The organism is Rhizobium sp. BG4, assembly GCF_016864575.1.
GTDB lineage: Bacteria > Pseudomonadota > Alphaproteobacteria > Rhizobiales > Rhizobiaceae > Rhizobium.
The window spans coordinates 4,007,488-4,021,878 of the sequence record NZ_CP044125.1; the positions used below are offsets into that span (position 1 = coordinate 4,007,488).

Sequence of the window (14,391 nt, forward strand, 5' to 3'; positions counted from 1 at the left end):
AAAGATGAAAAATCGGCTTACGCCGCTAGGCCGAGACGCGGCTGATCGTCAGAAAGGCTTCATGGACGTGATCGCGCCCATCGATGATCACGTCTTCCATCGCCTTGCGGGTAGCCGCGACATCACCGGCGGCGATCATATCGACGATGCGCATATGGGTGTCGGCGATATTGGAAAAGCCGTTCTGAGATGGCGGCGTGCTGATGCGGAACATGCCGACGAGTGCGGCCTCGATCAGGCTTCCGAGCGTGCGCATGAAGGGATTGTGCGAGGCATCGGCGACCGCCAGGTGAAAGCGAAGGTCGGCGAGCGCCAGGCTTTCGGTCGTGTGCCCGGGCTCGGCCATGACAAGCGCCAGTTCGCGGAGGTGGGCGATATCGTCGCCGGTGGCGCGTTCCGCCACCAGGCCTGCGGCGAAGGGCTCGAAGGCCAGACGGATATCGTAGAGCTGCAGCAGGAACTCTTCGGTGACGCCATTGTCGAAATGCCAGGCGATGATCTCGCTGTCGAACATGTTCCAGAGGTTCTTCTCCGTCACACGCGTACCGACGCGGGCCTTGGCGACGACCATGCCCTTGGCGGCCAGCGTCTTCATCGTTTCGCGAAGAACAGTGCGCGATACCTTGAAACGCTGGGCGAGCTCCGCGTCGCCAGGCAGAATGGAGCCGACCGGATATGTTCCGGCGACCATGGCCCTGCCAAGCTCGTCCACGACCTGCGCGTGGCTCGTCCGCGTTTTCCGTCCCGCCTTGCGGGTATCAAGCATTCTGCTGCGCAAGCAACACGTCCTCCGTCAGGCATACCTCTTGTTCAGGCTGGAAAGGAACAGAATGGCCTTCTGCATCAAGATGAATGCGAAGAGCAGAAGCCCGATCAAGATCTTCGTCCACCAGCTCGACAGGGTTCCGTCGAAGGTGATGTATGTCTGAATGAGCCCCTGTATCAGGAGACCGATAAAGGTTCCCGCTACGAATCCTGCACCCCCAGTCAGCAGCGTCCCTCCGATGACGACCGCTGCGATGGCGTCGAGCTCGACGCCCACCGCTGCAAGGGAATAACCGGCCGACGTATAGAGAGAAAAAACGATTCCGGATAGGCCCGCCAAAAAGCCCGAAAGCGCGTAGATCTGGATAGTGGTCTTGGCCACCGGAACGCCCATCAACTCTGCCGTTTGAACCCCGCCGCCGAGCGCGTAGACGTTGGTACCGAAGCGAGTGCGGTGGGCGAGGAAGATGCCCGCCGCAAAGACGATCAGCATGATGGCACCGATCAGCGTCAGGCGCCCGCCGCCCGGCAGACGGTAATAGATGCCCGTCAGCGTCGTGTAGTATTCGTGCTCGATCGGGATGCTGTCGATCGACAGCACGTAGGACATGCCGCGGGCCAGGAACATGCCGGCGAGCGTGACGATGAAGGGCGGCATTTTCAGGTAATGGATGACCGCGCCCATCAGGCCGCCAAAGGCGGTGGTGATGACGAGCACCATGGCGAAGGCAACGAGCGGATGAACGGTCGTGTCACGCAGGACGACGGCGAGGAAGACGCCGGTGAAGGCGATCACCGAACCGATGGACAGATCGATGCCGCCCGAGATGATGACGAAAGTCATGCCGACGGCGGCAATGCCGAGGAAAGCGTTGTCGGTCAGAAGATTACCGGCGACGCGGGTCGACAGCATGTTCGGATATTGCAGCGCGCAGGCCGCATAGGACAGGATGAAGATGACGATCGTGGCGAGCAGAGGCAGGTAACGGGAATTCATTTCGGCTGCTCCACGCGCACGCCCGCGCTCTCCACCGGCTTGCGGCTGAAGAAGGCGGCTGCCGATTGCAGCGCCGGCGACTGGATGATGAGAATGACGAGGATGATGATCGCCTTGATGATCAGGTTGAACTCCGGCGGAAAGCCGGAAAGCAGGATACCTGTATTGACCGCCTGAATGATCATCGCGCCGATCAGCGACCCCAGGATGCTGAAGCGGCCGCCGAGCAGCGAGTTGCCGCCGACGACCACCGCCAGGATGGCGTCGAGCTCCAGCCACAGACCGGCATTGTTGGCATCGGCGCCCTTGATGTCGGCGGCGACGATGATGCCGGCGATCGCCGCGCAGAGCGCGCTCAGCATATAGACGGCCATCAGCAGCACCGGGGTACGAACCCCCGAGAGCGTGCTGGCGCGTCTGTTGATGCCGACGGCCTCGACCAGCATGCCGAGCGCTGTTCGGCGCACCAGCAGTATGACGATCGCGCCGACGAGCAGCCAGATGACCACCGGCATCGGCAGATAGGCGAAGGAGCCGCTGCCGAAGAAGATCAGGCCTGGATCGTTGAAGGTCATGATCACGCCTTCGGTGATCAGCTGCGCGATGCCGCGGCCCGCGACCATCAGCACCAGCGTGGCGATGATCGGCTGGATGTTGAGGATGGCGACGAGGAAGCCGTTCCAGACACCACAGAGCAAACCGACCGCCAGCGTGACGACGAGCGTATAGGCCAGCGAATTGCCCGAAACGATCGACGAGGCCGCGACCGCGCCGCAGATAGCGATGACGGCGCCGACCGAGAGGTCGATGCCCTTGGTGGCGATGACGAGCGTCATGCCGATCGCCAGCAGCGCCACGGGCGCGCCGCGGTTCAGCACGTCGATGAGGCTGCCGTAGAGCCGGTCATTTTGAACAACGACGTTAAAGAATTGCGGGAACATGATGAAATTCAATGAAAGAATGACAACAAGCGCAATCAATTGCGGCGCCAGGCGGATGGCGAGCGCCTTAAGTGAGGAACTCATGCATCCTCCGTCTTCTTCTCGGCCGCGGCGATGGCATCGACAATGCCCGACGCGGTAATGCTGTTGCCTGAAAGCTCGGCGATATGTTCGCGGTCACGAAGTACGATGACACGTGAACTATAGGCGACAAGCTCTTCTAATTCCGACGAAATCACCACCAGCGACATGCCCTTGGCACAGAGCTCCTCGATCAGCCGGATGATCTCGGCATGGGCTCCGACATCGATGCCGCGGGTCGGTTCGTCGAGGATCAGGAAGTCTGGATTGGTGGCGAGCCAGCGGGCCAGGATGGCCTTCTGCTGGTTGCCGCCCGACAAGAGCCGGATCGGTTTCTCGCGGTCGGTGGTGCGGATATCCAGCGCCTTGATGTACTGGTCGGCCAGGGCGTTCTGTTCGCTGCGGGAGAGCGGCCTTGCCCAGCCGCGGCGGGCCTGCAGCGCCAGGGCGATATTCTCGCGGATCGAGAGATCGCCGATGATACCGTCGGTCTTGCGGTCCTCCGGGCAGAAGCCGAAGCCCTGGCGGATTGCCGCTCGCGGGCTGTTCAGAGCAACGGGCTTGCCGTCGATCTCCGCCTTGCCGCTATCGGCATTCTCGATCCCGAAGAGCAGCTCGGCCGTCTCCGTGCGCCCGGAACCCAGGAGGCCGGCGACACCGACGACCTCACCGACGCGAACTTCGAGATCGAAGGGCTTCACCTTGCCGCGCTTGCCATAGCCTTCGAAGCGGTACTTCATCGCCCCGGCCTCGGTGCTGCGTTCCTTGGCCGCTTCCTCCGCATGGGCGAGCTCGCGGCCGAGCATCATCGCAATCAGGCCCTGACGCGGTAGCTCGGCGGTATCGCGCGTGCCGACAAGGCGGCCGTTGCGCAGCACCGTTATGCGGTCGCTGATCTCATAGACCTGCTCGAGGAAGTGCGTAATGAAAACAATGCCTAGCCCCCTCTCCTTCAAGTTTCTGATGATACCGAAGAGCATCGCCACTTCCTGCGTATCGAGGCTGGCGGTGGGCTCGTCGAGGATCAGGACCTTGCCGGAGAGATCCACGGCCCGGGCGATGGCGATAACCTGCTGCACGGCGACCGAGAAGCGGTCGAGCTGTGCGGTCACGTCGATCGTCAGGCCGTATTGGGCGAGCAGCTCGCGCGCCTGCCGGTTCATGGTGCGGATGTCGACCATGCCGAAGCGCCGCGGCTGGCGGCCGAGGAACAGGTTCTCGGCAACGCTGAGATTGGGAAGGAGGTTGACCTCCTGGTAGACGGTGCCGATGCCAAGCCGCTGGGCGGCGAGCGTATCGCCCGGATCGATGTCACCGCCATCGAGCGTCAGGCCGCCGCCGTCACGGCGATAGGCGCCCGTCATGCATTTGATGAGTGTCGATTTGCCTGCTCCGTTTTCGCCGAGCAGCGCATGCACTTCGCCCTTGCGCAGAGTGAAATCCACCTTGTCCAGCGCGACTGCGCCGGGGAAGAATTTCGATATGCCTGATGCGACGAGGACGTTCTCGAAATCGTGAATCATGGTCCGGCCGTTTCCTGATATGCACCCCGTCATGCCGTTGCAAATGCGGGACATGACGTCCGCACGCAGAGGCAGTCCCGCACCGGTCCATGATGGGCCGGTGCGGTTCCAGCGTCAAATCAGTAGCCCTGACCCTTCTTCTCCTCGTAGACCTTCATCGGATCGTCGGCCTGCGTGTAGAGCTTGGATTCCGTCTGGATCCACTTCGGCGGTGCCTTCTTGTCCTTCAGATACGCATCGAGCGCATCGAAGGCCGGACCCGCCATGTTCGGCGTCAGCTCGACCGTGGCGTTCGCCTCGCCGTCAGCCATCGCCTTGAAGAGATCCGGAACGGAGTCGATCGAGATCGTCAGGATGTCCTTGCCCGGCTTCAGGCCGGCTTCCTTGATCGCCTGGATGGCGCCGACGGCCATGTCGTCGTTATGGGCGTAGAGGGCGCAGATATCCTTGCCGCCGTTCTCCGCCTTCAGGAAGCTTTCCATGACTTCCTTGCCCTTGGCGCGGGTGAAGTCGCCGGTCTGGCTGCGGACGATCTTCAGGTTGTTATGACCCTTGATGGCTTCCTCGAAGCCCTTCTTGCGGGCGATCGCCGGCGAGGAACCGGTCGTGCCCTGAAGCTCGACGATGTTGCACTTCTTGTCGCCGACGGTCTTGACCAGCCAGTCACCGGCAACCTTGCCTTCATGGACCTGATCCGAGGTCACGGCGGTGAGGTAGAGATCCTCCGGCGCCTTGATCGTGCGGTCGAGCAGGATGACCGGGATATCGGCTTCCTTGGCTTCCTTCAGGACGGCATCCCAGCCGGTTTCGACAACAGGTGCGAGCAGGATGGCGTTGACGCCCTGGGCGATGAAGGAGCGGATCGCCTTGATCTGGTTTTCCTGCTTCTGCTGAGCATCGGAGAACTTGAGATCGATGCCGCGCTTCTCGGCCTGCTGCTTGGTCACGGTCGTTTCGGCAGCGCGCCAGCCCGATTCCGAGCCGATCTGCGAAAAGCCGACAACGAGACCGGCGGCCTGGGCCGAACCGAACATGCAGGCAGCCAGAATCGTGGCACTCAAGAGTGCAGTTTTCAGTTTCATGATTGTCTCTCCCAAAAGGCCGCCTCCTCGCGGCACGAGAGTCAAAAAATCATATAGTATTACTTTTGTAAATCGTAATTCTAGCATGCAGTGCAGCAAAAAAGGCGCCCCTATCGGAGCGCCTTTCGCAATCGCAAAAGTTGCGGCCGGATATTATTGCGGCAGCTTGTCGTCGACGCCTTCGACGTAGAAGTTCATGCCGAGCAGCGTGCCGTCATCAGCCTTCTCGCCGGCCTTCAGCCAGGGCGTACCGTCCTGCTTGTTGATCGGGCCGGTGAAGGGATGCAGTTCACCGGACTTGATCTTGGCTTCGGTATCCTGCGCCATCTTCTTCACGTCGTCAGGCATGTTGGTGTAGTCGGCCATCTTGAGGATACCGTCCTTCAGGCCATCCCAGCTCTGCTCGGACTTCCAGGTGCCGTCGAGCAGCGCGTGAACGCGCTTGGAGTAGTAGTTGCCCCAGGTGTCGACGATCGCCGTCAGCTGTGCCTTCGGGCCGGCTGCGATCATGTCGGAGGCCTGACCGAAGGCGTGGATGCCGCGCTCTTCAGCAACCTGCATCGGCGCGGTCGTGTCGGTGTGCTGCGTCAGGACGTCGACGCCCTGGTCGATCATCGCCTTGGCGGCATCGGCTTCCTTGCCCGGGTCGAACCAGGTGTTGACCCATATGACCTTCAGCTTGAAGCTCGGGTCGACGGACTTGGCGCCCTGCTCGAAGGAGTTGATGCCCATCACGACTTCAGGAATCGGGAAGGAGGCGATGTAGGCAGCGCCGTGGTTCTTCGAGGTCTTGGCAGCGATCTGGCCGAGGATGTAGCGGCCTTCGTAGAAACGCGAGTTGTAGGTCGCGAGATTCGGGCCGGTCTTGTAGCCGGTGCCGTGTTCGAACTTCACGTTCGGGAACTTGGCGGCAACCTTGACGGTCGCGTCCATGAAGCCGAAGGAGGTCGTGAAGATCAGCTTGCAGCCGGAACGGGCGAGACGCTCGATGGCGCGCTCGGCGTCCGGGCCTTCCGGCACGTTTTCGAGGTAAGGCGTTTCGATCTTGTCGCCGAATTCCTTCTGGATCTGCTGGCGGCCGAGATCGTGTGCCTGCGAGTAGCCGCCGTCGGTGTGCGAACCGACATAGACGAAGCAGATCTTGGTCTTGTCCGCCGCCTGAGCGGAACCGACGCTGATCAGCGCGGCAGCCGATGCGGCGAGTGCGAGTGCTATTTTCTTCATGGTGACCCCTGTTGGTTTTGAAGAGATTTCCGGAAACCCGTCTGATTTTTTCTTCTATCGCTCCGGTACGAAGGCTTTTCCAAGCGACGCGGGCGTGTTGATCAACGTCGTGCGCCGATTATGAGAAATGATGATGAGAACCACAATAGTGGCCGCATAGGGCAGCATCGACAGGAACTGTGCCGGAATGCCGATGCCGAAGGCCTGGGCATGCAGCTGCAGAATGGTGACGGCGCCGAACAGATAGCCGCCGGCGAAGACACGCAGCGGACGCCAGGAGGCAAAGACGACGAGTGCCAGCGTGATCCAGCCGCGGCCCGACGACATGTTCTCCACCCATTGCGGCGTATAGACGAGCGACAGCTGCGCGCCGGCAAGACCGGCGCAGGCGCCACCGAAGATGACGGCGAGATAGCGGGTGCGGATGACGTTGATGCCGAGCGCATGGGCCGAAGCGTGATTGTCGCCGATGGCGCGCAGCTTTAGCCCGGCACGGCTGCGGAACAGGAACCAGCTGACGCCGACCAAGAGCGCGATCGACAGGTAGAAGGTCAGGTCCTGGCGGAACAGCACCGAGCCGATCACCGGAATATCCGACAGGAACGGGAAGACGATGGGGCTCAGCCGGATACCGGGAACGCTGACGAAGGATTCGCCGAGCATGCCTGACACGCCAAGGCCGAGAATGGTCAGCGCCAGCCCCGTCGCCACCTGGTTTGCGACCAGCGTCAGCGTCAGGAAGCCGAAGAGCAGCGAAAACAGCGCGCCGGCGGCGATGCCGCAGATCAGGCCGACATAGGGAGAGCCGCTCATCTGCGCACCGGCGAAGGCGGCAACGGCACCCATGATCATCATGCCCTCGACACCGAGATTGAGCACGCCAGAACGCTCGGCCACGAGTTCGCCGAGTGCGGCGATGACCAGCGGCGTGGAGGCGGTGATGACCGTCAGCAGGATTGCTTCGAAGATGCTCATGCCGCGCCTCCCCGAACCCGCGACCAGATGATGCGGATCTTGTAGTAGATGAGCGTGTCGCAGGAGAGCACGAAGAACAGCAGCAGTCCCTGGAAGACGCGCGTAACCTTGTCGGAGACACCAATCGACAGCTGCGCTGCCTCGCCGCCGAGATAGGTCAGCGCCAGCACCAGGCCGGAGAGAATGATGCCGAGCGGATTAAGGCGGCCGAGGAAGGCGACAATGATCGCGGTAAAGCCATAACCCGGCGAGATCGCCGGCTGCAGGTGGCCGATCGAACCGGAGACTTCGGAAATGCCTGCGAGACCGGCCAGAGCGCCTGAGAACAGGAAGCCGAACCAGATCATCCGCTTCGAGGAAAAGCCTGCAAAACGCCCTGCCCGTTCCGACTGCCCGAGGACGACGATCTCGAAGCCCTTCAGCGTGTATTTCATCATGAACCAGACGAGGATCGCGGCAACGATCGCGAAGATGAAGGCCCAATGCGCGCGGCCGGACTCCTCCCAGATCGCGGGCAAAGTCGCTTCCGGCGGAAAGCCGACGCTTTCAGGGAAGTTGAAGCCCTGCGGATTGCGCCAGCGGCCGCGGATCAGCCAGTCGAGGAAGAGCTGGGCGATATAGACCAGCATCAGCGAAGTCAGGATTTCGTTGGTGTTGAAATGCGCCTTGAGCAGTGCCGGGATTGCTGCAAACAGCGCCCCGCCGATCGCGCCCATGATCAGCATCAGCGGCAGCACCATCGGCGAATGCCATTCGGTGAAGACGATCGGCAGGATCGAACCGGTGATCGCGCCAACCGTGAACTGGCCTTCGGCGCCGATGTTCCAGTTGTTCGAACGGTAACAGACCGACAGGCCGACAGCGATCAGGATCAGCGGTGCGGCCTTGATCGCCAGTTCGTGCAGCGACCAGACTTCGAGCAGCGGCTCGATGAAGAAGGCGTCGAGCGCCTCGATCGGGTCCTTGCCGAGAATGGCGAACATGATGGCGCCGGCAATCAACGTCAGGGCCAGTGCGAGCAGCGGCGAGACGAAGGCGTAAAGCTTCGAGACCTGCGGACGCTTTTCGAGTTCAATGCGCATGTCCGGCCTCCGCAGCGGGCTTGCTTTCATGCAGGCCGCCCATGAGCAGGCCGATCTTTTCGCGGGTCAGTTCGCCCGACGGGAATGGCGGCGACAGACGCCCTTCAGAGATGACGGCGATCTCGGTCGCGACTTCGAAGATCTCGTCGAGATCCTGGCTGATGACGACGACGGCAGAACCGGCACGGGCCAGATCGACCAGAGCCTGACGGATGCGGCTTGCAGCACCGGCATCAACGCCCCAGGTCGGCTGATTGACGACGAGGACGGCCGGCTGGCGGTCGAGCTCGCGGCCGACGATGAACTTCTGCAGGTTGCCGCCCGAGAGCGACCCAGCCGCCGGATCGTCTCCGCTCTTGCGGACATCCATGGCTTCGGAAATGCGGCGCGCGGCGGTCTTGACTGCGCCGTGCTTGATGACACCGAGGAAGCCTCCGCCAAGGAAGGACTTGCGATCCGACTGGCTGCGCGCCAGCACCAGATTGTCCGACAGCTTCATGGCCGAGACAGCGGCGTGGCCGTGGCGTTCTTCCGGGACGAAGCCGGCGCCGAGAAGACGGCGAGCGGTGATGCCGAGGGTACCGACCGGTTTTGCGCGGATCATCACGGCGTTCGGCTCGGCAACGGGATATTCGCCGGAGAGCGCATCGAAGAGTTCGCTCTGACCATTACCGGCCACACCGGCGATCGCCAGGATTTCGCCGGAGCGGACAGCCAAAGAGACGTCCTTGAGCGGCATGGCGAAGGGAGTACGCGCAGAGACCGAAAGGCCGGTCACCGCGAGCTGGACTTCGCCCTTGTTGCCGCGGTCGGGATGGGTGACGGCCGCGACATCGCTGCCGACCATCATGCGGGCCAGCGACGCCGGCGTTTCCTGCTTCGGATCGCAGGCGCCGGTCACTTTGCCGTGGCGAAGAACGGTGGCGCGGTCGCAGATGCGCTGCACTTCCTCGAGACGGTGGCTGATATAGAGAACGGAGCGGCCCTCGGCCTTCAGCTTGAAGAGTGTCTCGAACAGCTTGTCGGCTTCCTGCGGCGTCAGCACCGAGGTCGGCTCATCGAGGATGATCAGCTTCGGGTTTTGCAGCAGGGCGCGGACGATCTCGATGCGCTGGCGTTCGCCGACCGAGAGGTCGGCGACATGCGCATGCGGATCGAGCGGCAGGCCGTAGGCGCGCGACAGCGTGCGTGCCTCTTCGGCGATCTTGCCGATCGGGATGGTGTCAGCGAGCGAGAGAGCGATATTTTCGGCGACGGTCAGCGCTTCGAACAGCGAGAAGTGCTGGAAGACCATGCCGACGCCGAGATTGCGGGCCTCGCCGGGGGAGCCGATGGTGACGGGCTTGCCTTCCCAGAGGATGTGACCAGCCGTCGGCTCCAGCACGCCGAACAGCATTTTCACCAGGGTCGATTTTCCCGCACCGTTTTCTCCAAGCAGAGCGTGGATTTCGCCGGGGGCTATATCGAGGTCGATTTCATTGCAGGCAGCAAAGCTGCCGAAATGCTTGGTCAGCTTCTGGACCGACAGTAACGCACCCGACGACGGCGCATTGGATGACGACACGTTCCCCTCATTTCTCTCTGCCGATCCGTCCTTTTTCACGGAATCTCTATGGGATCAGCAGCGTAGTTCCAGTCGTTTTTCTTGCTTCCAGATCCGTGTGAGCCCGTCCCACCTCACGTAGCGGATATGTTTGATTGATATTGATACGCACTTTGTTGCTCAGCACAACAGCAAATAGCGCGTTTGCACAATCCTTAAGCTCTTGCGGTGTCGCAATATAGCTGAAGAGCGTCGGCCGGGTGGCGAAGAGCGAGCCGCGCTGGGCGAGTGCGGCAAGCGTGAAATTCTCAATGCCGCCAGAGGATTGACCGAAGGAGGCGAAGAGACCGCGCGGCTTCAGGCAGTCGAGCGAGTGCGGGAAGGTGTCGCGGCCGATGGAGTCATAGACGACATCGACGCCCTTGCCGCCGGTGATTTCCTTCACCCTTTCGACGAAGTTTTCGGTCCTGTAGTTGATGACGTGATCGTAACCGTGCTCGAGCGCCAGCTTGACCTTGTCGTCCGATCCCGCCGTACCGATGACGGTAGCGCCGAGCGCCCTCGCCCACTGGCCGGCAATCAGGCCGACGCCGCCGGCAGCGGCGTGGAACAGCAGGACCGTTTCCGGGCCGACCTTGAAAGTGCGGTTCAGCAGATACTCGGCCGTCATGCCCTTGAGCATCATCGCCGCTGCAGTCTCGAGACTGATGCCGTCGGGCACCTTGACCAGATGCTTGGTGTCGATGTTGCGCTCGACGCTATAGGCGCCATCGGCGCTGGCATAGGCCACCCGGTCACCGACGGCAAAGCCGGTCACGCCCGGGCCGACAGCGGTGATGGTGCCGGAGGCTTCCTTACCGGTGACGAAGGGCAGATGCGGCGCCTTGTAGGTGCCGTCGCGGAAATAGACGTCGATGAAGTTCAGGCCGATCGCAGCATGTTTCAGCTGCACCTCGCCGGCGCCGGGCGGCGGCAGATCGACATCCACATAGTCAAGAACCTCCGGGCCGCCATTGCGGGTGAATGCGACTGCCTGCGTCTTTGCCATTGCGCCTGTCCTATTCGCTCTTTCCAAGCGCCGGGAAGAACTGCAGCACGGCGCCGATGCAGTAGAGATAGATACCGCTGATGATGAAGAGGACAACCGCCCAATGCGGCATGTCGAAATGCATCAGCAGCGAATAGATGCCGAGCGCCGACCAGAGAAAGAAGACGCCGAGATTGAGCGGCCGCAGGCGCTTGACGCGGACCGGATGCAGGAAATTGATCGGCAGGAACGTCAGGAATACCGAGACCGTGACGACGATCATCGCCGTCATCGCGCTCGCATCCATGACGAAGAGCGTGAAGACGATCATGTTCCAAACGACGGGGAAGCCCGAGAAGAAGTATTCCTCGGTCTTCATGCCCATGTCGGCATAGTAGATGGCGCTGGAGACGACGATCATGCCGGCGGCGGCAAAAGACCAGGGCTCGCCGATCATGCCGCTCTGATAGAGCGCGAAGGCCGGAAGCAGTACGTAGGTGACGTAGTCGATGATGTTGTCGAGCGTGTCGCCCGACCAGTTCGGCAGCACTTCCTTGACCCGCACCTTGCGGGCGATCGGGCCGTCGATGCCGTCGACGAGGAGCGCCAGGCCCAGCCACCAGAACATGTCGATGAAACGATGTTCGGCAGCGGCCACAACGCCGAGGAAGGCCAGAAAGGAGCCGGAAGCCGTCAGAATATGGACGGAAAAGGCGCGCATCTCCGCGTAGGGTACGCGCTTGTAATTGAAAATCTTCATGTTTCCCCGTAGCGCCTGCCGCTCCCTGATACTCCCGGGCGCGTTTTGGCCCTAATATGCATCCTTTGCCCCGCTCCGCCAGATCAAAAGCGAAAACAGCCCACAGAGCGTTGAATCATGAGAATGACATGCATATTTCGCAGCTGGCACGCGGCAGAGAATGGATTGCCTTTAATTTGCGGTGGTTTTGTAATATCAGCCTCGCAATAGAACTTTCGTGCGATGAATACGGGATCCGATACCGAAATGAACGCCCCTGCAAAGACCGAAGATTTCGCCTCCTCCATTCCGGCAAACGTCTATGCCGAAACGGTGCTGAGCGTGACCCATTATACCGACCGGCTCTTCCGCTTCACGATGACCCGGCCGCAGGGCTTCCGTTTCCGCTCGGGCGAGTTCGCGATGATCGGCCTGATGGTCGAGGGCAAGCCGGTATTCCGCGCCTATTCGATCGCCAGCCCGGCCTGGGCCGAAGAGCTCGAATTCTTCTCGATCAAGGTTCCGGATGGCCCGCTGACCTCACATCTGCAGGGCATCAAGCCTGGCGACCAGGTGCTGATGCGCAAAAAGCCGACCGGCACGCTGGTCCTCGACGCGCTGACCCCCGGCAAGCGCCTCTACATGTTCTCGACCGGCACCGGCATAGCACCCTTCGCCAGTCTGATCCGCGATCCCGAGACCTATGAGAAGTTCGAGGAAGTCATCCTCACCCATACGACGCGTGACGTTGCCGAACTGAAATACGGCTTCGACCTCGTTGACGAAATCCGCAACGACGAGCTGCTCGCCGAAATCGTCGGCGACAAGCTGCGCCACTATGCGACCGTGACCCGCGAGGATTTCGAGCGCACCGGCCGTATTACCGACCTCATCGAGTCCGGGAAGCTGTTCACCGATCTCGGCATCCCGCCGATCGATCCGGCGATCGACCGCGGCATGATCTGCGGCTCCTCGGCCATGCTGAAGGACACCAAGGAACTGCTCGAAAAGGCGGGCCTGGAAGAAGGCGCCAACAGCAAGCCGGCCGAGTTCGTCATCGAACGCGCCTTTGTAGGCTGATCGTTCCAGACAATCTGATTGCAAACGGCTCCGGAAACGGGGCCGTTTTCATTTCTGGCTGAGATAGTCGATGAGTACGGTCATCGTGTCACGGGCGGCGTCGGTGCGTCCCTCGCGGATCGCCTCGATCGTTGCGACATGCAGCGCGATCGAGCGCTCCATGCGGGACGGGTTGGCGGTCGAGTACCAGATGCGGCGCGAATGGGTCTGCACCGGGCCGAGCGCCGCGGTGATGAACTGGTTGGGACAGGCCTCCTCCAGCACTTCGTCGAACGCCTTGTCGGCAGCGAAGAAGGCAGCAAGATCGCCGCTATCGGCGCAGGCCCGCATGGCGTTCTCGCAGCCGGCGAGCGCCTCGCGCTGATCCTCGTTCGCGTGCTCGGCAACGAGGGCCGCGGCAATCGGCTCCAGCTCGCGGCGCACCTGCATGACGCTGGCGTGGTCGTCAGGGCCGATCTCAGCAATCTGCAGGCCGACGCGCGGGCGCACGATGATCAGGCCCTGCCACGCGAGCTTCTGGATCGCCTCGCGCACCGGCGTGCGGCCGTGGCCGGTCATGTCGATCAGCTGGCGCTCCGTCACCATGGCACCGGGCTTCACAGCGAGCGTCACGATCGCGTGCTCAAGCGCCAGGTAGGATTGGTGACTTTGCGAGTTCTGCATTCGGTGATCCGCCGCAACTTACTGATATATCATCCCTTACACGCATCCGGCGCAATGGCAAGGTTGGGTGTGGGGATGACATATCAAAGAGCGGTGACTTCAGGTCACTCGTGACGCAGTGCCTCGATCGGGTTCAGCTGGGCAGCACGCCGGGCCGGAAAATAGCCGAAGATCATCCCGATCGCCGCCGAGAAGGCGAAGGCGACGCCGATCATCAGCGGGCTGACGACGAAGGGCACCTTCAGCAGCGTCACCGAAACGAAACCGATCCCATGCCGAGCACGATACCGGTAATGCCGCCGAACAAGGACAGCGCCACCGCCTCGACGAGGAACTGCATGAGGACCTGCGTCTCCAGCGCGCCGATCGCCAGGCGGATACCGATCTCGCGGGTTCGCTCGGTCACCGATACCAGCATGATGTTCATGATGCCGATGCGCCGACGAGCAGACTGATGGCGGCGACGGCGCCGAGCAGGCCGGTCAGCAGCGTCGTCGTTCCGGTCATCGCTTCGGCGATCTGTGTCATGTCGTTGACGTTGAAATCGTCCTCGCGGCCTGGAATGATCTTGCGGCGCTCGCGCAGCAGGTTTTCGGTCTCGTCCTGGATCTTGGAGGTCTCGACACCATCGCGCGCCGAGATGACGATCATCTGCACATTCGCATTGGC

The 14,391-nt window shown here is 61.8% G+C and carries 13 protein-coding genes and 1 pseudogene; 1 reads left to right on the forward strand and 13 read right to left on the reverse strand.

The annotated features are described in order from the left end of the window. Positions 1 to 25: 25 nt before the first annotated feature. The 11 genes from F2982_RS20090 to pcsA form a co-directional block, all read right to left on the reverse strand. Positions 26 to 778, reverse strand: coding sequence for a FadR/GntR family transcriptional regulator (locus F2982_RS20090; protein ID WP_199629297.1), 753 nt, complete (start codon positions 776 to 778; stop codon positions 26 to 28). A 15-nt stretch (positions 779 to 793) separates the two neighbouring features. Then, a complete protein-coding gene (yjfF, locus tag F2982_RS20095; protein WP_199629298.1) occupies positions 794 to 1,762 on the reverse strand; it encodes a galactofuranose ABC transporter, permease protein YjfF in 969 nt (322 codons plus the stop codon). Then, complete coding sequence (locus F2982_RS20100; RefSeq protein ID WP_203428905.1) at positions 1,759 to 2,787, reverse strand: ABC transporter permease; 1,029 nt, start codon at positions 2,785 to 2,787, stop codon at positions 1,759 to 1,761. The genes yjfF and F2982_RS20100 overlap by 4 nt, the downstream gene beginning before the upstream one ends. Next, on the reverse strand, positions 2,784 to 4,307 hold the full coding sequence (ytfR, locus tag F2982_RS20105) for a galactofuranose ABC transporter, ATP-binding protein YtfR (RefSeq protein ID WP_203428906.1): 1,524 nt from the start codon (positions 4,305 to 4,307) through the stop codon (positions 2,784 to 2,786). Before ytfR ends, F2982_RS20100 begins: the two co-directional genes overlap by 4 nt. Before the next feature lie 119 nt (positions 4,308 to 4,426). Then, positions 4,427 to 5,389: a galactofuranose ABC transporter, galactofuranose-binding protein YtfQ gene (gene ytfQ / locus F2982_RS20110; RefSeq protein WP_203428907.1), complete on the reverse strand. Its 963-nt coding sequence runs from the start codon at positions 5,387 to 5,389 to the stop codon at positions 4,427 to 4,429. Between the two features lie 153 nt (positions 5,390 to 5,542). Next, the gene (locus tag F2982_RS20115) at positions 5,543 to 6,613 is read right to left on the reverse strand and encodes a BMP family ABC transporter substrate-binding protein (protein ID WP_112711843.1); all 1,071 of its coding nucleotides are present in this window, start codon (positions 6,611 to 6,613) and stop codon (positions 5,543 to 5,545) included. A 54-nt stretch (positions 6,614 to 6,667) separates the two neighbouring features. Further along, entirely contained in the window at positions 6,668 to 7,588 is a 921-nt protein-coding gene (locus F2982_RS20120; protein ID WP_199629300.1) for an ABC transporter permease, read from the reverse strand. Next, positions 7,585 to 8,670: an ABC transporter permease gene (locus F2982_RS20125; RefSeq protein ID WP_203428908.1), complete on the reverse strand. Its 1,086-nt coding sequence runs from the start codon at positions 8,668 to 8,670 to the stop codon at positions 7,585 to 7,587. Before F2982_RS20125 ends, F2982_RS20120 begins: the two co-directional genes overlap by 4 nt. Next, positions 8,660 to 10,234 carry an ABC transporter ATP-binding protein gene (locus tag F2982_RS20130; RefSeq protein ID WP_203428909.1) on the reverse strand — a complete coding sequence of 525 codons (1,575 nt, stop codon included), beginning with the start codon at positions 10,232 to 10,234 and terminating at the stop codon, positions 8,660 to 8,662. Before F2982_RS20130 ends, F2982_RS20125 begins: the two co-directional genes overlap by 11 nt. Before the next feature lie 46 nt (positions 10,235 to 10,280). Further along, positions 10,281 to 11,261, reverse strand: a complete 981-nt coding sequence (locus F2982_RS20135; protein WP_112711835.1) for a quinone oxidoreductase — start codon at positions 11,259 to 11,261, stop codon at positions 10,281 to 10,283. Positions 11,262 to 11,271: 10 nt separating this feature from the next. Continuing rightward, positions 11,272 to 12,000 carry a phosphatidylcholine synthase gene (gene pcsA / locus F2982_RS20140; protein ID WP_112711833.1) on the reverse strand — a complete coding sequence of 243 codons (729 nt, stop codon included), beginning with the start codon at positions 11,998 to 12,000 and terminating at the stop codon, positions 11,272 to 11,274. A gap of 246 nt (positions 12,001 to 12,246) precedes the next feature. On the opposite strand from pcsA, the gene F2982_RS20145 reads away from it, so the two are divergent. Then, positions 12,247 to 13,059, forward strand: a complete 813-nt coding sequence (locus F2982_RS20145) for a ferredoxin--NADP reductase (protein ID WP_203429983.1) — start codon at positions 12,247 to 12,249, stop codon at positions 13,057 to 13,059. Positions 13,060 to 13,107: 48 nt separating this feature from the next. Here the strand turns inward: F2982_RS20145 and F2982_RS20150 are convergent, their stop codons facing one another. Continuing rightward, positions 13,108 to 13,722 carry a GntR family transcriptional regulator gene (locus F2982_RS20150; RefSeq protein ID WP_112711831.1) on the reverse strand — a complete coding sequence of 205 codons (615 nt, stop codon included), beginning with the start codon at positions 13,720 to 13,722 and terminating at the stop codon, positions 13,108 to 13,110. Between the two features lie 104 nt (positions 13,723 to 13,826). Then, a pseudogene (locus F2982_RS20155) lies at positions 13,827 to 14,388 on the reverse strand (FtsX-like permease family protein); the annotation flags it as partial. Positions 14,389 to 14,391: the final 3 nt, after the last annotated feature.